The organism is Lutibacter aestuarii (assembly GCF_042676885.1).
Classification (GTDB): Bacteria; Bacteroidota; Bacteroidia; order Flavobacteriales; family Flavobacteriaceae; genus Lutibacter; species Lutibacter aestuarii.
The window spans coordinates 497,211-518,849 of sequence record NZ_JBHTIC010000008.1 but is presented as its reverse complement, the minus strand read 5'-3'; the positions used below and the strand labels follow the sequence as shown (position 1 = coordinate 518,849).

Below are 21,639 nucleotides of genomic sequence, written 5' to 3'. Positions count from 1 at the left end.
AAGAAATTTCAACGTTTAAATTTACAAAATTGTTAGTTTCTTTTTAATTTTTTCCACAGAAATAGCAATGCAGCAAGTAGTTCAAAAACTAAGCCGATAGCAATCAATAAATCTGCTTGAGACCATTTCAAAAGTTTTGAAATAGCTCCAACGATGATTAAAAAAATACCAAAAGTTAAAAAAGATGTTACTTTACTTGTCATTATTTTAATAAACCTAATTCACGTAACCGTTCATTTAAAAATTCACCAGCTGTGATATCTTCATATACCTTTGGATGTGTTTCGTTGATACACTCAGGTAAACAATTTAAAGACATTTCACTTATTGGGTGTGTGAAAAATGGAATGGAATAGCGTGGTTTATCCCACTCATCTCTAGGAGGATTAACAACTCTATGTATGGTGGAGCGTAACTTATTGTTAGTTAGTCTTTCAAGCATATCACCTACATTAATAACTAATTGCTCTGGTAATGCCGTTACAGGAATCCATTCCCCTTTTTTATTTTGTACTTCTAACCCAGATGCAGATGCCCCCATTAAAAGTGTAATTAAATTAATATCACCATGAGCTGCAGCCCTTACAGCACCTTTAGGCTCTCCTATGATAGGAGGGTAGTGTATTGGGCGTAAAATGCTATTACCATTTATTACGTATTTATCAAAATAATACTCATCTAAACCTATATATAATGCGAGTGCTCTTAAAACGTAAATAGCTGTTTTTTCAAGCATTTTATAGGTTTCCATTCCAATTTTATTAAAGTTAGGAACTTCATTAACTATTACATTTTTTGGATATTGAACTTTTAATTTGTCGTTTCCAACAACTTCTTGACCAAAATGCCAAAACTCTTTTAAATCTCCTTCTTTTTTACCTTTAGCACTTTCTTTACCAAATGAAGTGTACCCTCTTTGCCCGCCAATTCCATCAATTTCATAGGATTCTTTAACTTCTTTAGGAAGATTAAAAAAGTTTTTAACTTCTTTATATAATTGTTCAGTTAACTCATCTGATAAAAAATGACCACGAAGTGCCACAAAACCAATTTCTTCATAGGCTTCACCAATTTCTTTGATGAACTTTTGCTTTCTTGTAAGGTTTTCAGATAAAAAATCTGATAAATCTACACTTGGTATATTTTTCATAAGTAAAAGTATTTTAGAGTTTTAAAAATACAAAAATTTTATTTTTTCTTTTTTACAATAGGAATTAGATAAGATAGGGTGTAATTAAAGCCGACACCCATATCATTTAAAAATACCCGATTAAAACCTGGAACATATAAATTTTTAAAATTTTCAGGCTCCTTAGTATTCATCATCTTTTTTACACTAAAACTCGCTCCTAAATATAGGTTTTTAAAAGTTTCAACTTTTAAACCAAATATAAGCTCTACCCATTGTGCTGTTAAATCTTTAAATTCTGTATTTGGATTTACTGTATCTGGAATAAAGTAAGTTCCTTTTACGTTTGGAGTATAGCTGTTTAGTGTTTGTTCAAAAAAGCTCATTCCATATCTTATACCAATAAAAATTTCATTATTCATACCAACCCAATTTTTATAGGCATTGTAGTTAGCACCAATTTTTAAATAGGATCCTTTAGTTGTAAAATTTAGATAATCTTCTTCGGTAGTTTTTTCATCAAAACCAAGTTCTACCGCTGCATAAATATTTCTTTTTAGCCGAATATCACCAATTAGCTCAATTCCTTTTGTTTCAGGTTCAAAATAAGTTGTGATTGGTTTGCTGATATCTATACCAACTCTAATTCCATAACTTTCTTTTGTTTTTACGGTATCTTTTTCTTGTTGAGAAAAAACAATGAACGTAGTTAATAAACTAATGTAAAATGGTAATATGCGTAGCTGTTTCATTTTCAATAGTTGTCTGATTAATAGTGATATCTTTCACCCAATTAAAAGTATTGCTTTTATTTTGAACTTCTTCAAAAATAGTTTTGTAACCACAAGATCTGGAAACAAATATATCTTTTCTATTATATTCTAAGTTAATGGTATCTTTAATATTATTGGTTTTAAAAATATATTGCGTTGAATTTTGAGTTAAATCAATAGGAAAAGCTAAGGAATCAATAGTTTGGTTTAAAACAATGCTGTCATTTTCATTCACCCAGAACGTTAATGAGCTCAGCTCTTTTGAATTTTCAGGCTCATCAAAATTATTAAAAAGTATTATAACCCTTGGAGTTGTTGTTTCAACACAAATATCATCTTTTTCACAACTTAACATTAAGATAAGTGCTAAAATTATTAATGTACTATATTTTTTCATAATTATTTTATCGGCAGTTTTTCCGCAGTTTATAAAGTCAAATATCTTTAAGACTCTTTCAATTCAAGTAGTACCACATTTTCCACATGGTGCGTTTGTGGAAACATATCAACTGCTTGTGTTTTAATTATATTATAATGCTCTTTCATAAGTGCTAAATCTCTTGCTTGTGTTGCAGAATTACAGCTCACATAAACGATTCTTTTTGCTGAAATTTCTAACAATTTAGCTACAACATTTTTATGCATACCATCTCTTGGAGGATCAGTTATAATTACATCGGGTTGTCCATGTTTTTTTATAAATTCATTGTTAAAAACATCTTTCATATCTCCTGCATAAAACTCAACGTTTTTAATGTTGTTTAATTGTGCATTTTGTTTGGCATCTTCAATTGCTTCTGGAACCGATTCAACACCAATTACTTTTTTTGCGTTTTTGGCAACAAATTGCGCAATGGTACCAGTACCTGTATAAAAATCGTAAACGGTTTCATTACCCGTTAAATTAGCAAAATCACGTGTAATTTTATACAATTCGTATGCTTGAGAAGAATTTGTTTGGTAAAATGATTTTGGACCAATTTTAAACTTTAACCCTTCCATTTCTTCAAAAATATGATCTCTACCTTTAAATAATTTAATGTGCTGATCATATAAAGTATCATTTCCTTTGCTATTAATTACATATTGAAGTGACGTAATTTGAGGAAAGGCTTCAGAAAGAGCATTTAGTAAAGCTTCACGTTTAATTTTATTTTCTTTAAAGAATTGAATAACTACCATAATTTCTCCAGTAGATGCTATACGTAGCATCATAGTTCTTAACAAACCAGATTGTTCTCTTGGATTGAAAAATTCTAATTGGTGTTTGATTCCAAATTCTTTAATAAAATTTCTAATAGCATTGGAAGGATCTTCTTGAAGATGACATTTTTTAATATCTAAAATTTTATCCCACATTCCAGAAATATGAAATCCACAAGCATTTTTATTGTCAATTTCTTTATTAGAATTAATTTCATCTAAAGTTAACCATCTGCTATTAGAAAATGAAAACTCCATTTTGTTTCTATAAAAATAGTTTTTTTCACAGCCTAAAATTGGTGTAATTTCAGGTAAATTTAAATGTCCTATGCGTTTTAAATTATTTATAACTTCATTTTCTTTATAGGTTAATTGATGTTCATAGGCCATATTTTGCCATTTACAACCTCCACAATGCTCAAAATGCTCACAAACAGGCTCGGCTCTTTTTTCAGAGTATTTGTGGTATTTTATAGCTGTACCTTCATAATAAGCTTTTCTTTTTCTTCCTGTTTTTATATCAACTATATCTCCAGGAACGGTATTAGTTAAGAAAATTACTCTACCATCAGGTGCTTTAGCTATGGTTTTTCCTTTAGCACCTGCATCAATAACTTCGATGTTTTCAAATATTTGTTGTTTCTTTTTTCTCGCCATTTTGCAAATGTACTATTTTACCATAAAAAAAGCATCCTTATATTAAGGATGCTTTTAATAATGTGTTTTAGCTTTTATTTTATGCTTGCCATATAGGCTGCAAGTGCTGCTAATTCTTCACTAGTTAAGTCTTTTACAAAGCCATCTAAATTAGCTTTCATAATAGCAACTTGCCCTGGATCGGTGTCAACAATAGCTTCAGATTCTCCTTTTAGAAAAGCAACAAGATTAGCTCCTTTTTCGGAGTATACTTTGTTGATTTCTTTTATTGAAGGTCCAATTACTTTGGCATCTGGTTGATGGCAAGTAGTACAAGTTTTTTCTGTAAATAGTTTCTCACCTAAAGCAATATAATCAGCAGGAGATTTGATTTTTTCTTTCACTTCTTTATCCGCTGCTTTTACTTCAGTTTCTACTTCTTTTTTTACTTCATCTTTCTTTTTTTCACCGCAACTTGTTACAAACAATGCGATTAACCCTAATACTAATAATGATTTTTTCATTTTTTTAATTTATTTATTGATAAAACAAATTTATCTAAAAAAAATGAATACTTAGGCTATTTTAATAACATTATTATTCTTATTAATTTTTTGTTATTTTACAATTAGTTTGCTTTAAAAACTGCTATTTAAAGTAAAAAAATGTGTAAAATATTTTGTAATTTGCCAACTTATTAAAGGATGATTTCTCTCCGAAAAGAAGGAATTAATAAATTTCAATTTAAACTTATATTTTTAAAATGATTTCAGAAAAAATTTCATCACAACAAGCAATTGACTTAGAAGATAACTATGGTGCACATAATTACCACCCATTACCAGTAGTTTTAAGTAGAGGAGAAGGCGTGTATGTTTGGGATGTTGAAGGAAAGAGATATTATGATTTTTTATCTGCATATTCTGCAGTAAATCAAGGTCACTGTCATCCTGAAATAATAAGTGCTTTAAAAGAACAAGTAAGCACTTTAACATTAACTTCAAGAGCATTTTACAATGATGTATTAGGAAAATATGAAAAATACGTAACTGAATATTTTGGATTTGATAAGGTATTACCAATGAATACTGGAGCTGAAGCTGTAGAAACTGCAATTAAACTTTGTAGAAAATATGCCTATGAAAAAAGAGGTGTTGAAGAAAATAAAGCAGAAATTATTGTATGTAAAAACAATTTTCATGGACGTACTACCACAGTTATTTCTTTTTCTAATGATGAAGGTGCACGCAAAAACTTTGGTCCATATACTCCTGGTTTTATAAAAGTTGAATACGATGATTTGGATGCTTTAGAGCAAGCCTTACAATCCAACAAAAATATTGCAGGCTTTTTGGTAGAACCAATTCAAGGTGAGGCTGGTGTTTATGTGCCATCTGAAGGTTACTTAACAAAAGCTAAAGCATTGTGTGAAAAGTATCAGGTTTTGTTTATTGCTGATGAAGTTCAAACAGGTGTAGCTAGAACTGGACAATTGTTAGCCGTTAATCATGAAAGTGTGACACCGGATATTTTAATTTTAGGAAAAGCCTTAAGTGGTGGCGTTTATCCTGTATCAGCAGTTTTTGCAAACAATAAAATTATGGAGGTAATTAAACCTGGTCAACATGGCTCAACTTTTGGAGGTAATCCATTAGCTTGTGCAGTTGCAATTGCCGCTTTAGAAGTGGTGAAAAATGAAAAGTTAGCCGATAATGCAGAGAAGCTTGGAAAACTTTTTAGAAGTGAAATGCAAAAAATTATTGATAGCACAGATTTAATAAAATCAGTTAGAGGTAAAGGTTTATTAAATGCCATAATTATTAATGATACTGAAGATAGCTCAACTGCTTGGGATATTTGTATTAAACTTCGAGATAATGGTTTGTTGGCAAAACCTACCCATGGAAATATTATTCGTTTTGCACCACCGTTAGTAATGACAGAAGAGCAATTACTAGACTGTGTTCAAATAATTAAAAAGACAATTACAGAATTTTAATCATAAAAAAGCGGCTTTAAATTAAAGCCGCTTTTTTTATATCTTAACCTTTTCTTCTTCTGGATGATTTGGAACCTCCAAAAGCACTTTTATTTGAGCTAGGTTTTTTTCTTCCAAACCCACTGAAATTTCCTTCATTATTAGCTTTACGATCTTTACTTCGTCTTCTTCCACCACCGCTTCTACTATCGTTTGAATTTCTAGATTTACCGCCTCTTCCAGAACGTTTTTTTTCTGTTTTTTCCACATTTACGCTTCTTCCTTCAAACTCAACATCATTTTGTTGAAAAGCACTAATAGTTTCATCTTGATAATTTTTATCTAATTCAAAAAATGAAAAAGTATCTAAAATTTCAATTTGACCAATTTCAATATTTTTGGCAATTTGTTGATCGTTAATTAAACCAATAAGTCTTGCTGGGTTTAAACGATCTTTACGTCCAATATTTATAAAGAAACGACTCATATTTTCATCATCTCTGCGTTTTCCTCTGCTATCAACACCTCTCATGTGTTCACTATCATTTAAATCAGGAGCATTTTCATAATACGATAAAAATGTATTGAACTCTAACGAAACAAATCTTTTAATTAATTCTTCTCGGTTTAAGCCTTCTAATTTTTCATAAATGGATGGTAGAAAATCGTTAATTTCTGTTTCATTTATTTCAATATCGTGAACTTTATCAATTAATTTAAATAATTGATTTTGGCAAATTTCTTTCCCAGTTGGAACAGGAGTTTTTACAAACTTTTTACCAATAATTCTTTCAATTGGATGTAGTTTTCCTTTTTCTCTACCAGTTACAATAGCAATAGAAATACCTTCTTTGCCAGCACGCCCAGTTCTACCACTACGGTGTGTGTAAGATTCTATTTGGTCTGGTAACTTATGGTTGATAACATGGGTAAGGTCATTAACATCCAAACCTCTTGCAGCAACATCGGTAGCCACTAATAATTGTAAGTGTTTTTTTCTAAACTTTTCCATAACACTGTCACGTTGAGCTTGAGATAAATCTCCGTGAAGTGCATCGGCGTTGTAGCCATCTTTTATTAATTTATCAGCTATTTCTTGAGTTTCTCTTCTAGTTCTACAAAAAATGATGCTATAAATATCAGGGTTAACATCTGCAATTCTTTTCAAGGCAGCGTACCTGTTTCTTTCAGAAACTACATAGTATTGATGAGAAACTTGATCGGAACCCTTATTTTTAGTTCCTGCACTTAATTCTACAGGTTTGTACATGTAATTTTTAGCAATTCTTTCAACCTCTTGAGGAAAAGTTGCAGAAAATAATAGGGTTTGCTTTTCTTTTGGAGTTACAGCTAAAACTTTGTCTAATTCATCTTTAAAACCCATATTTAACATTTCATCAGCTTCATCTAACACAAGCCATTTAATATTGTTAAGTTTTAATTGTTTTCTATTAATTAAATCAACTGTTCTACCAGGAGTACCAACAACAATTTGTACCCCTCTTTTTAGTTTTTTTATTTGATCTTCAATGCTAGCACCTCCATAAACAGCTAATGTTTTAACACCATCTAAGTACTTAGAAAACTCTTCAATATTATTAGCTATTTGCAAAGCTAGCTCTCTTGTTGGTGATAAAATAACAACTTGGGTGTCTTTACTTTCAGCGTCAATTTGTTCTAAAATGGGTAAGCTAAATGCAGCTGTTTTTCCAGTTCCTGTTTGTGCAAATGCTTTTAAATCTTCTGATGATGAAAGTACTTGAGGAATTGCTTTTAATTGAATTTCTGTAGGATTTTCGTACCCTAAATCGGTCAAGGCTTTAATAATATTTTTATTAAGCCCTAGTTCTTTAAATGTCGACATTCTGTATATGTTATTGATTTACAGACGCCCATCTATAAACCGGTTAAAAACGTGCAAAGGTACACTTATATTTAACTTTAAGTAAGAAATATTAATTTTTTTCTAATTTTTCCAATTCAGAATGAAGATTTCTTGCATTGAAATTGATAAAGCCATTTTCAACAACACCATTTTTATTCACAATCATCATACGTGGATAATTGCTTGTTAAAAATTGAAGCGCATCACTATTAGGAGTAAGTTTAAATTGCTTGTTTGTATCTAGCTTTTTTAAATAAGGATCATTTGCGAGGTTTTCAATATCTGAATTTATACTAATACCTACAAATAAGATATTTGGATACTTTTTTTCTAAATATTGAATTCTTTTAAATAAATAAATAGGAGACATAAATTCTGTAGACCAAAAATAGAGTACAGAATTTTTTTGATTGATAGTGCTGTTAATTTTTGTAGCGTTACCATTGTATGTAACTACTTCAAAATTGGTTAAAGGTTGATGAATAGGAACTTTTTTACTATCGCTTACTAAGTTTTCAACTTGATTTTTAAATTCTTGGTTACTACAATTTTTAATAAATAAATTAAAAACATCTTCGTCAATATCACAATGAACTTCACTTTCAAAAAAGTTTTGTACAACAAACTTTTTTAAAAGCGTATTTTTAAAATCTTCATTATTGATATTTTCAATAATTGAGTTTAAAATATTAATAGTGGTATTATTTTTAGAAGGATCTTTTTCTTTTAAGTCATCACTCAAATTGTATAAATAACTTACTACGTAATTTTGATATGGATAAAATGAAACTAAATTTTCTTCATTTAAATTTATCTGGCTTCTATAATTATAAAAGCTACCTGAAACTTTAGGGTATTTCGTTAGCTTATTCATTTTTTTATAATAGTAAGGGTACATTTCTTTTAACCTATATAAAGGAAAATGAATTGCAGAATTTGTAAGTTGATTGAAGCCTTCAGAAACACTTTCTTCGGCTGCGGCAAATTCATTATAAATGGAAACTCTTTCATTAGCAAGCGAATCTATTTTAGTTTGAAATTCAGCTTCAGTCAAATTAAAATATTTATACATGGCTTTTTCTTCTTTTTCATTTTGAAGAAATAAATTAATCAAAAACTCATTTTTACTACTACCTTTACCTGTAAATACTAACGATTCATCAAAATCCCAAGTATTTAGCCTTATTAAAATGCTATCACCTGGCTCTAAATAAATGTATTGAAATTCATTACCATGTTTAAATGTATAAAGTCCTTCCTTTAAAGATTTAAATTTCTCTAAATATCTGTTTTGATTGTTGAGTATTAAAGTGTCTATTACATTGTCATCTTTTAAAAGCAATACAAATTTATTTTTTGGATTAATGATTTCTCCACCAAAATAAATAGTTGATTTATTATTGGTTGTAGTACAACTAATAATTAATGTAAGAATTATAATGCTAAGTAAGTTTTTCATCTAAAATTAATTATCACAAAAATACATACAAGTTTACTGTTTACTTGTTAATGAGATGTTAAATATAAAAAGGTAGAATTTATTAAGAAAATTAACTTTGGGTTTCCTGTTTTATACTGAATCTATTTTACTACTTTTGCAGCGAATTTAAAAAAATTAAATATAATGCTTTCAGTATCAAATTTATCAGTACAATTCGGTAAGCGTGTTTTGTTTGACGATGTAAATACAAAATTTACCATTGGAAATTGTTATGGTATTATTGGAGCCAACGGTGCAGGAAAATCTACTTTTTTAAAAATTATTTCAGGTCAAATGGATCCTACATCTGGTCAGGTAACATTAGAATCTGGAAAAAGAATGTCTGTTTTGTCACAAGATCATTACGCCTTTGATGAACATACAGTTTTAAATACTGTAATGATGGGAAACAAAAAGTTGTTCGACCTTAAAAATGAAATGGATGCCATTTATGCAAAAGAAGATTTTTCTGAAGAAGATGGTATAAAAGCAGGAGAACTAGGTGTAGAATTTGAAGAAATGGGAGGTTGGAATGCGGAGAGCAACGCAGCAAGTTTATTATCATCTTTAGGAATTAACGAAGATTTGCACTATACGCTAATGGGTGATTTAGATGGAAAATCTAAAGTACGAGTTTTACTTGCACAAGCGTTGTTTGGAAATCCGGATGTCTTAATTATGGATGAGCCAACAAACGACTTAGATTTTGAAACTATTGGTTGGTTAGAAAACTTTTTGGCTAATTATGACAATACCGTTATTGTTGTATCACATGACCGTCATTTTTTAGATGCTGTGTGTACACATATTTCAGATATTGATTTTGGAAAAATCAATCATTTTTCTGGAAATTATACTTTTTGGTACGAATCTAGTCAGTTGGCTGCTAAACAAAGAGCTCAACAAAGTAAAAAAGCAGAAGATAAGAAGAAAGAATTGGAAGAGTTTATTCGTCGTTTTTCAGCAAACGTTGCAAAGTCTAAGCAAGCAACTAGTAGAAAAAAAATGATTGAAAAATTAAATGTAGATGAAATTAAACCTTCAAGCAGAAGATATCCAGCCATTATTTTTGAGAGAGAAAGAGAAGCTGGTGATCAAATTTTGAATGTTGAGCATTTATCAAAATCAACGGAAGAAGAAGTTTTATTTAAAGATATTAGCTTTAATTTAAACAGAGGTGATAAAGTTGCATTGATTTCTAAAAACTCTAGAGCAGTAACTGCTTTTTATGAAATATTGAACAATCATATAAAAGCAGATAAGGGTAAATTCCAATGGGGAGTAACTACAACTCAATCGTATTTACCACTTGATAACTCGGAGTTTTTTACAGATGCAAATTTAAATTTAGTAGACTGGTTGCGTCAATATGCAAAAACTGAAGAAGAAAGAGAAGAAGTATATTTGCGTGGTTTCTTGGGTAAAATGATTTTTAGTGGAGAAGAGGCGTTAAAAAAATGTAATGTACTTTCTGGAGGAGAAAAAGTAAGATGTATGATGAGTAGAATGATGATGATGAGAGCAAATGTATTAATGTTAGATGAACCAACCAATCATTTAGATTTAGAATCAATTCAGGCATTTAATAACTCGCTAAAGAACTTTAAAGGAACGGTTTTATTTACAACTCATGACCACGAGTTTGCACATACTGTTGCTAATAGAATTATTGAAATTACACCAAACGGAGTTATAGATAGATACACAACATTTGATGAGTATTTGGAAGATCCTAAAATTAAAGAATTGCGAACTAAGATGTATTCATAAAATAAAAGGGAGTTTTTTAACTCCCTTTTTTATTTCCTTGTCCTAGCATTCTTCTTCTTTTTCCGTATTCTTGTAACATTCGCCTATTAAAGTCTATTTCAGCTTTTTGTAATTTTAATATTTTTTTTGGAGGTAGGATTTTAGATAATTCATAAAACATTTTTATTTTAGTTTCTGAAATTGAGGTTTCTTCTTTTATTAATTTGTCAATATAATTTTGCGCTTGCGTTTCTGTTAATTTATCTATTGAGCCAGCTATATTTATTTGATGTTGTAGCCCTTTTTCCATGGAAAATTTTATATTTTGTATTTTTTCGGAATATAAATTATAAATTGGCCAAAATTTTTCTGCTTCTTCAGGTGTTAAATTAACAGCATTGGTTATATAAGAGGTTTTTAATAATTTAATTCTATGTCCTTTTTGTTGTTGAGCATTTACGGTGTAAATAGAAATAAACAACAGTGCTATATAAAGTGTTACTTTTCTCATTTTCAAATTTTTACTCTTCAATTAATATGTTTTCTAAACCTTCTTTTTGTATATAATCAAACACTTCTTCATCTGTTAATTGAGTACTGAAATCCTCATAATCCAGTTCAATGTCTGAATAAATTGTAGCTATTTGATCAGGAGGTATTTCGTTTAAATTATTGCTTATCCAAGCATCTATTTCAGCCGTTGCAATAGAATCAAAAGTTAATGCTTCAGTTTTGTTAAAAATATTAAAAATTAAAAGTATTGATGCTGCAATAGCTATTGGGATGCTATACTTGAATACTGTATTTTTAGATTTTTTAGTATTTTTTAAGTGTTGGATTTTAGCGATAACAGTATCTTCAATAGAATCGAAATAATCTTTTGGAATTTGATCTTGATCTTTGTGTTGAGTAGTTGCTGCTTTTAATTTTGTAATAACAACATCATCAATAGTATTAAAATAGCCATTAGGAGTTTTAAAATTATTTTTCTTTTTTTTGATGTGACTCAAAATTGGTGCTATGCTATGTAATTTTTCTTTTTTCATTCTTATACTTTAGACCCTAAAAATGGAGTATAGTTTAATGTGTTTTTAAAAAGGCTTCAATTTTTTTTACCGCATGAAAGTAGGAAGCTTTTAGGGCGCCTATGGAAGTATTTAAAATTTCAGCCATTTCAGAATATTTCAACTCATCAAAGTATTTCATATTAAATACTAATTGCTGTTTTTGAGGTAAGCTAACAATTGCTTTTTGTAATAAAACCTGTATTTCATCTCCTGTATATAAATTATCATCACTTAAATTTTCAGCCATTTTATATTGTAATTCACTGATATCTATATTTTGGTGTGCAGCTTTTTTATTGATGCAAGTAATAGCTTCGTTAGTTGCTATTCTATACATCCAAGTATACAATTTACTATCTCCTTTAAATGAATTTATATTTTTATAAACTTTAATAAAGGTATTTTGAAGAACATCATCTGCATCTTCATGTGAAAGTACAATTTTACGAATATGCCAATATAATTGCCTTTTGTAAAATGACATTAAATTTCGAAAAGCTTGTTCTTGCGTTTCTGGATTTTTTAATTGTACAATTAATAATTTATCGTCTATCACTAATAAAGATTTATTATTAGACGATTAAATTTAGGAAAGGTTTAAATGAAAAACAAGATTTATTTTAGTTGTTCAAATTTTCTTCTTGAATAACCAAATAAACGTTGATCTTTTATAATTTCAGCAATACCTATAGGAAGCATCTCTTCCCAACCATTTTTACCGTTGGCAATCATATCTAGAACTGTTCTAGAGAAAATTTCTAAAATTTCAGGATCGTAGTCTTTAATATCAACTACTTTCCCATTGTATTTAAAGAATTTATACAATTCTTTCATACGAGGATGAACTTTTAAATTTTCACTGGTTTTAATTTCACCAGTTCTTTGATCTTTAAGAGGGTATAAGTACACTTTTAAATCTTTGAAGAATAATTTACCAAAAGCTTCTAATATACCTCCGCTTAAATTTCTATAATATTTTTCATCAAAAATTTGCACAAAGCTGTAAACACCCATTGCTAAACCTATACGAGCTTTTGTAAATTCTGAAAAGTATTCTACCAATTTATAGTATTCTTGGTAGTTGGTTATCATTACATGTTGTCCTAAAGAACATAATAATTCAGCCCTATCTAAAAAGTCTCTCTCGTCTATTTCCCCTTCAGCACTAAGGTTAGTTAATGTAATTTCAAAAATAATTTTTGTATTTTTCTTTGAAACTTTGTTTTCATTGATAAACATTTCTTCAGCCAATTTATACATGTTCATGTTTACCTTAGTAACAGGTCTAAAGCTACCTCTTAAGGCTAAAATATTGGCTTTGTAAAGTTGTTGTGCTGGCAATAGGTTATTTCCATCTGGACCAAACATTACGGCATTTGTCATTCCATTTCTTACTAATAACAAACTCATGAGTCTATTATCAACATAAGAAAAGCGAGGGCCAGAGAAATTAATCATGTCAATTTCTAACTGAACTTTATGTAAGTTATCGTATAATGATTTTAAAAGTTCTTTAGGTTTATCATTTAGATAATAGGCACCATAAATAAGGTTTACTCCAAGAATTCCAAGAGTTTCTTGTTGAAGCTTAGCATCAGTTTCTTTAAACCTTAAGTGTAGTATAATTTCATTATAATCTTCTAACGGATCTAATTGAAATTTGATACCAACCCAACCGTGACCTTTAAATTTTCTAGCAAAATCTATAGTTGTTACTGTATTTGCATATGAAAAAAACATTTTGTTTGGATGTTTTTTTCTAGATAACCTATCTTCAGTAAGTTCAATTTCATAGGTTAACATTCTTTTTAAACGATCTTCTGTTACATAACGGCCATCATCTTCTACACCATATACGGCATTAGAAAAATCTTTATCATAAGCACTCATTGCTTTTGCAATAGTACCAGAGGCTCCACCAGCTCTAAAGAAGTGACGAACGGTTTCTTGTCCAGCACCAATTTCAGCAAATGTACCGTAAATGTATTTGTTTAAATTAACTTTTAAAGCTTTAGCTTTACTTGTGGGAATGTCATTAATCTCTATATCACCTTTTAATTTCAGCGCCATTCTGATTTTTTTAGTACTACAAAAGTAATAAAAATTGATAGCTCATTCCAATAATTTTTTTAAATAAAAAAGGCTGGAATATGCTCCAGCCTTTAATGAGTAAAGTAAAGTTTGGTTAAATTTACATATTCTTAAGCTCGTTAACTAATTTAGTTAAAGCAGCTTTTGCATCTCCAAATAACATAGATGTTTTTTGGTTGTAGAATAATTCGTTTTCAATACCAGCATACCCTGGTTTCATACTACGTTTATTAACTATAATATGTTTTGCGTTTTCAACATCTAATATTGGCATTCCAAAAATTGGACTTGATGGGTCGTTTTTGGCAGCAGGATTTACAACATCATTGGCTCCAACAACAAATACAACATCTGTGCTTTGAAATTCTGGGTTGATGTCTTCCATTTCAACTAATTTATCATAATCTACATTAGTTTCAGCAAGTAAAACATTCATATGACCTGGCATACGACCTGCTACAGGATGAATAGCATATTTTACATCGATACCTTTGCTTTCTAATAATTGTTCTAATTCGTGGATAATATGTTGTGCTTGTGCAACTGCCAAACCATATCCAGGTACAATAATAACTTTTCTAGAATAATTCATTAAAATAGCTACATCACTTGCGGAAGCTTCTTTGATACTTCCTAATACTGTATTACTTGATCCTGCAGCCACAGCACCTTCACCAAAGGCTCCAAAAATTACATTTGATAATGGTCTGTTCATAGCTTTACACATGGCAAGTGTTAAAATAGTACCTGCAGAACCCACTAAAATACCCCCAGTTAACATTACCATATTTCCATAGAGGAAACCTCCAAAGGCAGCAGCTAAACCAGTAAACGAATTTAATAATGAGATAACAACTGGCATATCGGCACCTCCAATAGGTAATACAAATAAAATTCCATAGGTAATAGCTGCAAAAAACAATAAGTATAAATATAATTGACTTTCTGTTCCACTAAAAACTATATAAGCACCAAAGGCAAGTATTCCAATTAGAAATACATTATTTAAAATATTATACATTGGTAAGCGAATTGGGTTGTTCATGGTTCCATTTAATTTTGCCCATGCAATCATACTACCAGAAAAAGACACGCTTCCAATTATCATACCTGCAATTATAGTTATTATAGATAATTGATCTCCAACATAATGATGGAACTCAATTAAACCAATAAGAGCAGCACTGGCACCTCCCATACCATTGAATAAGGAAACTAATTCAGGCATTTTGGTCATTCCCACTTTTTTAGCAACCACCCATCCAATTATAGTTCCTATGATAATTGCTATAGCAATTAAATAATAAATTAGTTGAGGAACTTCACCTTGGTATAAAAAGATAGTACCTAAAATAGCAATTGTCATACCAGCAGCTGCAATTAAATTTCCTCTTCGTGCAGTTTCTGGATGTCCTAACATTTTTAAACCTAAAATGTAGGTTACAGATGCTATTAAATAAATAAATTCTAAACTAAATATATATTCCATTATTTTTTCTTTTTAAACATTTCTAACATGCGATCGGTAACTACAAATCCACCAACCACGTTTAGTGTACCTAATAAAACAGCAACAAAACCTAATGATAATGCTAAAATATTATCTGGTTCAGCTCCTAGCATTACTAAAATAGCTCCAATAATTACAACACCGTGTATTGCGTTAGCACCTGACATTAAGGGTGTGTGTAAAACCGCAGGTACGTGACCAATTACTTCAACTCCAACAAATATCATAAGAATTACGATATATATCATTTGGAGGTTATTGCTTATAAAATCTATAAATTCTGTCATATTTATTCAGTTTTTCCGTTTTTTCTAATTTTTCCGTCTTTAACTATTAAGGTTTCATCTGTAATTTCTTCTTCTAAATCCCACTTAAATTCAGTTTTATCTGTTAAGTGTTTTATAAAATTCAGCATATTTTTGGCATATAAATCACTTGCATTGGTAGATACACTTTCAGGAGAAATAGTGGTTCCAATAATTTTTACACCATGTTTAACTACTGTTTTGCCCATTTCACTTAATTCACAATTTCCTCCTTGTGCTGCTGCTAAGTCTATTAAAACTGCTCCATTTTTCATATGTTTCACTTGTTCTTCAGTAATTAAAATAGGAGATTTTCTTCCAGGAACCATGGCAGTTGTAATAACAAGATCTGCTTGGAATAATGATTTATCAACTGCTTCTTTTTGTTTGCGAGCATATTCTTCAGAAGCTGCTTTAGCATAACCGCCTTCAGATTCTTCACCAGTATTATCAACTGTTATAAATTTAGCACCTAAAGATTCTGTTTGTTCTTTGGTTTCTAATCTAATATCAGTTGCTTCAACAACAGCACCTAAACGTTTTGCAGTTGCAATTGCTTGTAAACCAGCTACTCCTACACCATATATTAACACTCTTGAAGGAGTAATGGTTCCAGCTGCGGTCATCATTAAAGGAAAAATTTTGGTCATTTCATAGGCTCCTAAAATTACCGCCTTGTAACCTGCTAAGTTATTTTGCGAGCTTAAAACATCCATATCCTGTGCTCTTGAAATACGAGGCATAGCATCCATAGAAAAAGCAGTAGCACCTTTATTTGCAATTGCTTTTATGAGTTCTGGATGAGATTTATGGAATAACTGACTCATTAATATTTGTCCTTTATCTATTAGTTTTAAATCTTCTTCATCAAAAGGATTTATTTTTATAAGAATATTTGCTTCTTTAAAAACAACACCTCTTTTTTCTACTATTGCACCTATGTTGGTATAGTCAGAGTCTTTAAAAGAGGAGGTTGAACCAGCATCTTCTTCAACCAAAACATCAAACCCAAGTTCAATGAGTTGCTTGGCGATATTTGGCGAAATAGAAACGCGTTTTTCACCTAATTGTGTTTCTTTTAATATGCCTATTTTCATATTTGTACGGTTTTATTACTTGTGAAATTTATATATTGATATTTTAAATTTTGAATTTGGAAGAAAATTAACGGAGGTGTAAAAAAAAGAAAACTAGTGTATAAACTAGTTTTAAAATAATGAATCTCGTTTAATAAAAATACACCCAAAACAATAAGATAAATAAAGTTAGTGGAGTTACTAATTAAAAACAGGGATTCTTTATTAACATTCATTTTAACAATGTATTAATACTTGTCGAAGGTAAATATATATAATTATTTGCCTATAAATATTGATAAAAATCACATTTTTTCTCAATATGTAATTATTCATTAATATATTGTTAATTGTGTAATAATTATTACCAAAATAATTGTAAAATCATATTTTTTAAATTAAAAATTGAATTGGAAATATTTAAATTTATAGAAGCGTTGGAATTGATTTATGTTAGATTCCATGTATTTTTACATAAAATTTGATAGTTTGAAAATAACATTTTTAGGTACCGGAACTTCTCAAGGAATTCCTGTCATAAATTCTAATCACCCCGTTTGTTTTTCTTCAGATAAAAGAGACAAACGATTGCGCGTTTCAATTTTGATTGAATGGAATTCTAATACTTATGTTGTAGATTGTGGTCCTGATTTTAGGTATCAAATGTTAAGAGCAAAAGTAAATAAGATTGACGGAGTTTTATTTACCCATGAACATTCAGATCACACAGCTGGCTTGGATGATTTACGTCCTTACAGTTTTCAACTAGGAAGCGTTCCAATATATGCTCAAAAAAGAGTATTAGAAAACTTAAAGAGAAGGTTTGATTATATATTTGAAGAAAAAGATAAATATCCTGGAGCTCCAAGTGTTGAACAGTTTGTAATTGATAAACATCCTTTTGATTTAAATGATTTAAAAGTGGTTCCAATAGAAGTCAATCATGGCAAACTAAAAATACTAGGATATAGATTTGATAAGGTAGCTTATTTAACCGATGTTAAAACTATTGATATTGAAGAAAAAGAAAAATTAAAAAACTTAGAGGTTCTTATAATTAATGCCATACGTTATAAACCACATCATTCTCATTTAAATTTAGAAGAAGCTTTAAAACTTATTGAAGAATTAAACCCCCAAAAAACTTATTTAACACATATAAGCCAACATTTAGGGTTTCATACTGAAGTAGAACAAAAACTTCCAAAAAATGTATTTTTAGCGTATGATGAGTTGGTTTTAGAAATTACTTAACTTTAACTAAGTTAAGTAGTTATTCTTGTTAAATTCCTAAAGTAATTAAACTTTTTACTTTGTGATAAATTAAAGCAGCTTTAATACATTCTTTTAATTCTACTTCTGGGATTTTTTGATTTAATTGAAAAACAATTGCTCTTTTTCCTTCATATTGAAATTTATGGTCAAAAATCAACCTAAAAGTGTCAACCAATCTGCTTGTACATTGAAAATACATAGCATATTGGTTTGGCGATTTTTCTTTCCAATCTATTCGTAATGTACTGCCATTTTTAGTAATATAACTGGGTTCTCCCCATTTTAAAGTTTCTTCTAAAACTGTTATTTCTTCTGTTTCTTCGGCGGTTTCTATAATTAATTTACGTAAGTGTTGCATTTTATCTCTAACAAAGCTGGGATAATTTGCAAAAACAACTTCTACTTTAGGGTTTGTTTTTAATATTAGGTTGCTCATTTAATTCTTTTTTATTTGAGACAAATAATAATAATATTATTTGTTAGGTGAACTTTTTAGGTAAAAAGTAATAGTACCTCCATTTTTAATATCATTATACTTTAATAAGTAAGAATTAATAAGTTTTCCATTTACTTCAACTTTTTCAACATACACATTTTTTTTACTTTGGTTCACAGTGTTTATAGTAATGGTTTTTCCGTTTTCTAAGTGAATTGTTGCTTCTTTTACTAAAGGACTTCCTATAGCATATTCATTTGAAGCTGGAGTAACAGGGTAAAAGCCTAAAGCACTAAACACATACCACGCACTCATTTGACCTGCATCATCATTACCACATAAGCCATCTTCACCATTACTATACATAGTATCCATAATCATTCTAACTCTTTCTTGAGTTTTATGAGGATGATTTGTCCAATTATATAAGTATGGAATGTGGTGACCTGGTTCATTTCCATGGACATAATTTCCAATGATTCCATCACGGGTAATGTCTTCATTTTTCTCAATATATTTATCGTCAATTTCAGTAGTAAAGATATAATCTAAATGTGCTGAGAATTTATCTTTTCCACCCATTAATTCAATCATTTGATCTATCTCATGTGGAACGTACAAGCCATAATTTAGAGCATTTCCTTCTATAAAACCTTGTCCGTGAGTGTCAATAGGATTAAATTCTTTTCGCCAAGTTCCATCTGTTAATTTTGGACGCATATATCCAATTTTATGATCATAAACGTTTTTATAATTTTTAGAACGATTTAAATAGGTGTTATAAACAGTTTCATTTTTAGCTTTTTTTGCAATTTGAGCAATACACCAATCATCAAAAGCATATTCTAATGTTTTTGAAACAGAAGAAGAACTTTTATCTTCAGGTACGTAACCTAAATTCATATAATCACCTATGCCATCAAAATAGGTTAAGGTGGCGGTGTTTTCAGCAGCTTTTAAAACTTTATTTAAATCTACATCTGTGGTTCCTTTTACTATTGCGTCAGCAATTACAGTTACAGAATGATAACCAACCATGCACCAGTTTTCGTTTGCATAATGACTCCAAACAGGCAACATATGATGAACACTTTGGTCATAATGCGCTAACATAGATTTTACCATATCGTTATTTCTTGTTGGCTGAATAATGTTAAAAAGTGGATGTAAAGCTCTATAAGTATCCCAAAGTGAGAATACTGTATAGTTGGTAAACCCTTCAGATTGGTGAATGTTTTGATCTAAACCTCTGTATGCACCATCTACATCTTCATAAATAATTGGACCTAACATGGTATGGTATAATGCAGTGTAAAATGTTTCTTTTTGGGCTTTTGTTTCAGTGTCTACAACAATTTTATTGAGTTCATTATTCCATTTTTGTTGCGTTTCTTGTTTAGTTTTTTCAAAATTCCAATGAGGTATTTCAGCATTTAAATTTTTTAAAGCGCCTGAAGTACTTGTGTTTGAAAGTGCGAATTTAATTTTTACTACTTCATTTTCTTCTGTATCAAAATTAAAATAAGCTCTTATATTCTTTCCCGCCATTTCAGGAAAATTTTCAGTTTCATTAAATCTTCTATAAAACCCATTGTATTGAACTTTATCATATTTTTTGTGACCATAACTTTTAAAAGGCTTTGAAAACTGCATAGCAAAAAATACTTTTTTTGTGCGTGCCCAGCCGTTGGTTTGTCTGTAACCAGTTACAAGAGAATCATTTTCAACACGAATAAAGGTCCAAACATTTTTATCATCATAATTATAAATATTTGAAATTAAATCTAAGATTATATGAGAATTTTTAGATTTTGGAAATGTATATTTATGAAATCCAACTCTATCCGATGCGGTTAATTCAGCTTTAATATTGTAATCATCTAATTGTACGCTATAATAACCAGGTTCAGCGGATTCATTTTTGTGAGAAAATTGAGAATGATATCCACTTTGAGGTATTTCAGCTTTACCTGGTTCTAAATTAAGTTGACCTGTTGTGGGCATTACTAAAAAGTCACCTAAATCAGAATGACCAGTGCCGCTAAAATGAGTATGACTAAAGCCAAAAATAGTAGAATCTTTGTATTGATAACCCGCACAATATTTATAAGTTTCTGGATTGTATTTTCCATCGATAAACATTGGTTGTTGGTTAGTTTCTGGACTTAATTGCACCATTCCAAATGGAGTAGTAGCACCAGGGTAAGTATGCCCCATATTTTTGGTACCAATAAATGGGTTTACATATGGTAACAAATTTATTTTATGAGAATTTTTAGTAGTATCCATATTGTTTTCTTTTTTTTGAGAGCAAGAACTTGCTATCATAGTGAAGATGATTATGATTGCAGTATATTTCATATTAGTTGATTATAATTTGATATTTTATTAATAAGCCAGCAATTTCATTTAATGAAAATTTAGCGTTTTTAATATTGTTTATTTCTGGATTTATATTGTAGTTGTAAGAAGTTCTAAAATCAACTTTTTCTAGATTTGTATTCTCAAAAGTTGCATTTTTTAAGTTGCAATTTTGAAGGGTAGAATTTGAAATATCTGCGGAAGTGAAATCAGTTTCAATTAAATCACAATTAATAAACTTGGTATTTTTTAATACAAAACTAAAAAAGGATGCTAAATTAAGTTGACAGCTTTCAAAGTTGACACAAAATAAAAACGGATTACATTCACTAAAATTTAAACCAACGAGCTTACACTTTTTAAATATCACATCTTTTAAGGCAGTATTTTTAATAATGGAATTGCTAAAGTTACAATCTTCAAAATTACACTCAATAAACTCATAATTAGATAAATGGATGTTAGAAAAATTGCAATTCACAAAGCTACAATTATCATATTCTCCCTTTATTAATGCTGTTTCAGAAAAATTAATTGCTATGAATTTTTTATTTTCTATATAGTTGTTTATCATCCTATAAAATTAAGCTTTTTATAGATGTTACAAATTTTCAATTAAAAAAAATAATGAAAAATAATAAATGAATGAATGTTTATTCATAAATTTGCAAATAAAAAAATGTTC

21 protein-coding genes are annotated in these 21,639 nt (G+C 29.5%); 3 read left to right on the top strand and 18 right to left on the bottom strand.

Features of this window, described 5'->3' with window-relative positions; translation table 11 throughout:
• Positions 1-32: 32 nt before the first annotated feature.
• The 6 genes from ACFQZW_RS09890 to ACFQZW_RS09865 all read right to left on the bottom strand — a co-directional run bounded on the left by ACFQZW_RS09890 (position 33) and on the right by ACFQZW_RS09865 (position 4,265).
• Positions 33-203 carry a GldL-related protein gene (locus ACFQZW_RS09890; protein WP_298263056.1) on the bottom strand — a complete coding sequence of 57 codons (171 nt, stop codon included), beginning with the start codon at positions 201-203 and terminating at the stop codon, positions 33-35.
• A complete protein-coding gene (locus tag ACFQZW_RS09885; RefSeq protein ID WP_386782722.1) occupies positions 203-1,150 on the bottom strand; it encodes an isopenicillin N synthase family dioxygenase in 948 nt (315 codons plus the stop codon). Before ACFQZW_RS09885 ends, ACFQZW_RS09890 begins: the two co-directional genes overlap by 1 nt.
• A gap of 38 nt (positions 1,151-1,188) precedes the next feature.
• Positions 1,189-1,881, bottom strand: coding sequence for a DUF6048 family protein (locus ACFQZW_RS09880; protein ID WP_386782720.1), 693 nt, complete (start codon positions 1,879-1,881; stop codon positions 1,189-1,191).
• Positions 1,847-2,299 carry a DUF6452 family protein gene (locus ACFQZW_RS09875; protein WP_298263053.1) on the bottom strand — a complete coding sequence of 151 codons (453 nt, stop codon included), beginning with the start codon at positions 2,297-2,299 and terminating at the stop codon, positions 1,847-1,849. Before ACFQZW_RS09875 ends, ACFQZW_RS09880 begins: the two co-directional genes overlap by 35 nt.
• A gap of 47 nt (positions 2,300-2,346) precedes the next feature.
• Positions 2,347-3,762, bottom strand: a complete 1,416-nt coding sequence (rlmD, locus tag ACFQZW_RS09870; RefSeq protein ID WP_386782717.1) for a 23S rRNA (uracil(1939)-C(5))-methyltransferase RlmD — start codon at positions 3,760-3,762, stop codon at positions 2,347-2,349.
• Between the two features lie 74 nt (positions 3,763-3,836).
• Positions 3,837-4,265: a c-type cytochrome gene (locus tag ACFQZW_RS09865; protein WP_386782715.1), complete on the bottom strand. Its 429-nt coding sequence runs from the start codon at positions 4,263-4,265 to the stop codon at positions 3,837-3,839.
• A gap of 239 nt (positions 4,266-4,504) precedes the next feature.
• Here ACFQZW_RS09865 and rocD point away from each other — a divergent pair, with 239 nt between their 5' ends.
• Entirely contained in the window at positions 4,505-5,740 is a 1,236-nt protein-coding gene (gene rocD / locus ACFQZW_RS09860; RefSeq protein ID WP_386782713.1) for an ornithine--oxo-acid transaminase, read from the top strand.
• A gap of 43 nt (positions 5,741-5,783) precedes the next feature.
• Here rocD and ACFQZW_RS09855 read toward each other — a convergent pair whose 3' ends face one another.
• Together ACFQZW_RS09855 and ACFQZW_RS09850 are read right to left on the bottom strand one after the other, a co-directional pair.
• On the bottom strand, positions 5,784-7,583 hold the full coding sequence (locus tag ACFQZW_RS09855; protein ID WP_298286331.1) for a DEAD/DEAH box helicase: 1,800 nt from the start codon (positions 7,581-7,583) through the stop codon (positions 5,784-5,786).
• A gap of 91 nt (positions 7,584-7,674) precedes the next feature.
• On the bottom strand, positions 7,675-9,063 hold the full coding sequence (locus ACFQZW_RS09850) for a TlpA family protein disulfide reductase (protein ID WP_386782710.1): 1,389 nt from the start codon (positions 9,061-9,063) through the stop codon (positions 7,675-7,677).
• A 165-nt stretch (positions 9,064-9,228) separates the two neighbouring features.
• Between ACFQZW_RS09850 and ACFQZW_RS09845 the strand changes: the two genes are divergently transcribed.
• A complete protein-coding gene (locus tag ACFQZW_RS09845; protein ID WP_298263047.1) occupies positions 9,229-10,854 on the top strand; it encodes an ABC-F family ATP-binding cassette domain-containing protein in 1,626 nt (541 codons plus the stop codon).
• Between the two features lie 16 nt (positions 10,855-10,870).
• On the opposite strand, the gene ACFQZW_RS09840 is transcribed toward ACFQZW_RS09845, so the two are convergent.
• From ACFQZW_RS09840 to ACFQZW_RS09810, 7 genes are all read right to left on the bottom strand, one after another.
• Positions 10,871-11,344 carry a hypothetical protein gene (locus tag ACFQZW_RS09840; RefSeq protein ID WP_298263046.1) on the bottom strand — a complete coding sequence of 158 codons (474 nt, stop codon included), beginning with the start codon at positions 11,342-11,344 and terminating at the stop codon, positions 10,871-10,873.
• A gap of 10 nt (positions 11,345-11,354) precedes the next feature.
• Positions 11,355-11,879, bottom strand: a complete 525-nt coding sequence (locus tag ACFQZW_RS09835) for a hypothetical protein (RefSeq protein WP_298263045.1) — start codon at positions 11,877-11,879, stop codon at positions 11,355-11,357.
• A gap of 34 nt (positions 11,880-11,913) precedes the next feature.
• Entirely contained in the window at positions 11,914-12,456 is a 543-nt protein-coding gene (locus tag ACFQZW_RS09830) for an RNA polymerase sigma factor (RefSeq protein ID WP_298263044.1), read from the bottom strand.
• A 59-nt stretch (positions 12,457-12,515) separates the two neighbouring features.
• On the bottom strand, positions 12,516-13,970 hold the full coding sequence (locus ACFQZW_RS09825; RefSeq protein ID WP_386782705.1) for a TonB-dependent receptor: 1,455 nt from the start codon (positions 13,968-13,970) through the stop codon (positions 12,516-12,518).
• Between the two features lie 121 nt (positions 13,971-14,091).
• Positions 14,092-15,480, bottom strand: coding sequence for an NAD(P)(+) transhydrogenase (Re/Si-specific) subunit beta (locus ACFQZW_RS09820; protein ID WP_372801453.1), 1,389 nt, complete (start codon positions 15,478-15,480; stop codon positions 14,092-14,094).
• A complete protein-coding gene (locus ACFQZW_RS09815; protein ID WP_115882383.1) occupies positions 15,480-15,788 on the bottom strand; it encodes an NAD(P) transhydrogenase subunit alpha in 309 nt (102 codons plus the stop codon). The genes ACFQZW_RS09820 and ACFQZW_RS09815 overlap by 1 nt, the downstream gene beginning before the upstream one ends.
• A 2-nt stretch (positions 15,789-15,790) precedes the next feature.
• On the bottom strand, positions 15,791-16,903 hold the full coding sequence (locus ACFQZW_RS09810) for a Re/Si-specific NAD(P)(+) transhydrogenase subunit alpha (protein ID WP_298263041.1): 1,113 nt from the start codon (positions 16,901-16,903) through the stop codon (positions 15,791-15,793).
• A 468-nt stretch (positions 16,904-17,371) separates the two neighbouring features.
• On the opposite strand from ACFQZW_RS09810, the gene ACFQZW_RS09805 reads away from it, so the two are divergent.
• On the top strand, positions 17,372-18,136 hold the full coding sequence (locus ACFQZW_RS09805; protein WP_298263040.1) for an MBL fold metallo-hydrolase: 765 nt from the start codon (positions 17,372-17,374) through the stop codon (positions 18,134-18,136).
• 28 nt (positions 18,137-18,164) lie between these two features.
• On the opposite strand, the gene ACFQZW_RS09800 is transcribed toward ACFQZW_RS09805, so the two are convergent.
• Genes ACFQZW_RS09800 through ACFQZW_RS09790 form a run of 3 tightly spaced genes read right to left on the bottom strand, consistent with a single transcriptional unit; the run spans position 18,165 to position 21,528 of the window.
• Positions 18,165-18,593 carry a DUF1801 domain-containing protein gene (locus ACFQZW_RS09800; protein ID WP_372801450.1) on the bottom strand — a complete coding sequence of 143 codons (429 nt, stop codon included), beginning with the start codon at positions 18,591-18,593 and terminating at the stop codon, positions 18,165-18,167.
• Between the two features lie 36 nt (positions 18,594-18,629).
• A complete protein-coding gene (locus ACFQZW_RS09795; protein WP_386782700.1) occupies positions 18,630-20,954 on the bottom strand; it encodes a GH92 family glycosyl hydrolase in 2,325 nt (774 codons plus the stop codon).
• Between the two features lies 1 nt (position 20,955).
• Positions 20,956-21,528, bottom strand: coding sequence for a pentapeptide repeat-containing protein (locus tag ACFQZW_RS09790; protein WP_386782698.1), 573 nt, complete (start codon positions 21,526-21,528; stop codon positions 20,956-20,958).
• Positions 21,529-21,639: the final 111 nt, after the last annotated feature.

Bases quoted from the DNA above. Each gene is read 5' to 3' on its own strand.
- ACFQZW_RS09850 (WP_386782710.1), bottom strand. From the start codon at position 9,063: ATGAAAAACTTACTTAGCATTATAATTCTTACATTAATTATTAGTTGT.
- rocD (WP_386782713.1), top strand. From the start codon at position 4,505: ATGATTTCAGAAAAAATTTCATCACAACAAGCAATTGACTTAGAAGAT.
- ACFQZW_RS09885 (WP_386782722.1), bottom strand. From the start codon at position 1,150: ATGAAAAATATACCAAGTGTAGATTTATCAGATTTTTTATCTGAAAAC.
- ACFQZW_RS09880 (WP_386782720.1), bottom strand. From the start codon at position 1,881: ATGAAACAGCTACGCATATTACCATTTTACATTAGTTTATTAACTACG.
- ACFQZW_RS09795 (WP_386782700.1), bottom strand. From the start codon at position 20,954: ATGAAATATACTGCAATCATAATCATCTTCACTATGATAGCAAGTTCT.
- ACFQZW_RS09810 (WP_298263041.1), bottom strand. From the start codon at position 16,903: ATGAAAATAGGCATATTAAAAGAAACACAATTAGGTGAAAAACGCGTT.
- ACFQZW_RS09865 (WP_386782715.1), bottom strand. From the start codon at position 4,265: ATGAAAAAATCATTATTAGTATTAGGGTTAATCGCATTGTTTGTAACA.
- ACFQZW_RS09845 (WP_298263047.1), top strand. From the start codon at position 9,229: ATGCTTTCAGTATCAAATTTATCAGTACAATTCGGTAAGCGTGTTTTG.
- ACFQZW_RS09825 (WP_386782705.1), bottom strand. From the start codon at position 13,970: ATGGCGCTGAAATTAAAAGGTGATATAGAGATTAATGACATTCCCACA.
- ACFQZW_RS09890 (WP_298263056.1), bottom strand. From the start codon at position 203: ATGACAAGTAAAGTAACATCTTTTTTAACTTTTGGTATTTTTTTAATC.
- ACFQZW_RS09875 (WP_298263053.1), bottom strand. From the start codon at position 2,299: ATGAAAAAATATAGTACATTAATAATTTTAGCACTTATCTTAATGTTA.
- ACFQZW_RS09800 (WP_372801450.1), bottom strand. From the start codon at position 18,593: ATGAGCAACCTAATATTAAAAACAAACCCTAAAGTAGAAGTTGTTTTT.
- ACFQZW_RS09840 (WP_298263046.1), bottom strand. From the start codon at position 11,344: ATGAGAAAAGTAACACTTTATATAGCACTGTTGTTTATTTCTATTTAC.
- ACFQZW_RS09835 (WP_298263045.1), bottom strand. From the start codon at position 11,879: ATGAAAAAAGAAAAATTACATAGCATAGCACCAATTTTGAGTCACATC.
- ACFQZW_RS09820 (WP_372801453.1), bottom strand. From the start codon at position 15,480: ATGGAATATATATTTAGTTTAGAATTTATTTATTTAATAGCATCTGTA.
- ACFQZW_RS09855 (WP_298286331.1), bottom strand. From the start codon at position 7,583: ATGTCGACATTTAAAGAACTAGGGCTTAATAAAAATATTATTAAAGCC.
- rlmD (WP_386782717.1), bottom strand. From the start codon at position 3,762: ATGGCGAGAAAAAAGAAACAACAAATATTTGAAAACATCGAAGTTATT.
- ACFQZW_RS09815 (WP_115882383.1), bottom strand. From the start codon at position 15,788: ATGACAGAATTTATAGATTTTATAAGCAATAACCTCCAAATGATATAT.
- ACFQZW_RS09790 (WP_386782698.1), bottom strand. From the start codon at position 21,528: ATGATAAACAACTATATAGAAAATAAAAAATTCATAGCAATTAATTTT.